The sequence below is a fragment of the Paramesorhizobium salinisoli genome, from assembly GCF_003335045.1.
GTDB classification, from domain to species: Bacteria; Pseudomonadota; Alphaproteobacteria; order Rhizobiales; family Rhizobiaceae; genus Paramesorhizobium; species Paramesorhizobium salinisoli.
Map to the genome: position 1 here is coordinate 1 of NZ_QOZG01000081.1, position 1,348 is coordinate 1,348.

1 protein-coding gene is annotated in these 1,348 nt (G+C 60.3%); it reads right to left on the reverse strand.

Annotation, left to right across the window (positions count from 1 at the left end; genetic code table 11):
* Window positions 1-26 precede the first annotated feature (26 nt).
* On the reverse strand, window positions 27-1,348 hold a 1,322-nt coding region (locus tag DUT91_RS24970; protein WP_147272304.1), incomplete at its 5' end, for an ISL3 family transposase.

Here is a 1,348-nt window from a genome sequence, read left to right on the forward strand (position 1 = left end):
TTGGCTCTGACGCAATCTCGGTGACATCAGGTCGCTCCGAGGATACGTGCCTCGAGCAAATCGAGTTTGCCACGCCCGTACATTTGGCGCTTGATGAGCTTAAGCTTGGTGATTTGTCCCTCTGTCTGGCCGTTCGACCAAATTGAAGTGATAGCATTCTGAACCGCTGCTCTGTCGCGGATAATGCCGTTAGCGAAAGACGCGACCAAGCTTGTTGCTGCGCGGTCGATCCACGTGTTCAGGTCATCTTTAGACTTCCGGCGCAGCATATTGTGAAAGCTCTCGACGACATCCCTGGCCTCAGCAAGGTCCGGTAGCCGCTCTTCGATTGCGGCAACCGTCATCGTTTGAGCCTTGGTCAAATTGTTGCGTTCAAGGGTCATCAGGCGGGCGATAGTGCGTGCGACCGGTGCATGACCGAGTCCGTTTTCGGCCTTTTCGGCACGCCTTCGTCGCGTTGCCCATTCGGTGACCACCCGCAGACCGCCGTCAAAGCCAGCCAGTCGAAGCTGCCGCCACAGTTCAGCGCCGTTTCGCATTCCGGCGTCCCATTGCGCCTCAAGCCAAGGCAGATGTGGTTCGAGGGAGGTTTGCCGGACCCGGAAGATGTCGGTCCGCTGACCACGAACGACGCTGCGAACCAGCTTACGGCTGTGCCCGGTTCTGCGCACGATTTCCTTGATGGAGACGCCTTCGCCGACGAGTCCACGAATGACAGAGTTTGCCTCTTCACGCCGCAAATATCCCTCGTATTGCAGTCGCTCGGCGGCGGTCAGAAGCTCCGGATTTACGGTTGCAGTGCCGATTGCCACGCGGACCTGCCGCATCGACTTGCGCACGGCATCAAGAAAGGCGTGGCTGGCGTTCTCCATCAGATGCCAACGGTCGGCAACCTGACCCGCGTGCGGCAGGGCTTGTGCCGCTGCCTGCGCATACCCGCCACCGCGGTCTCGTGCGATGATCTCGATCTGGGGCTGTTGGATCAGCCAGGCTCTGGCGGTCGCGGGTTCCCGGTCGGGCAACAATGCGATCGTCTTTCGCCGTTCAAGATCACAAATGATAGTGCCATATCGATGACTGCGACGCCACGCCCAGTCATCGATGCCGATCACACTCGGTGGCGTTGGCGGCGGGCGATCAAATCGGCGGACGGTTCGCAGCAGAGTATCATTGCTCACCGACAATCCGAGACGATCCGCAAAGCGTGCCGCAGGGCGACCGCCCAACGCAAGAGCGAGATACCGGACCAGGCAGTCCAGACGGGCTGTCCGGCGAGCCATGGGGCGGACCACGCCATCACCGAAGCGCTCGGCGAAAATCTTTCGGCGGCAATGGGCGGCACTACAGA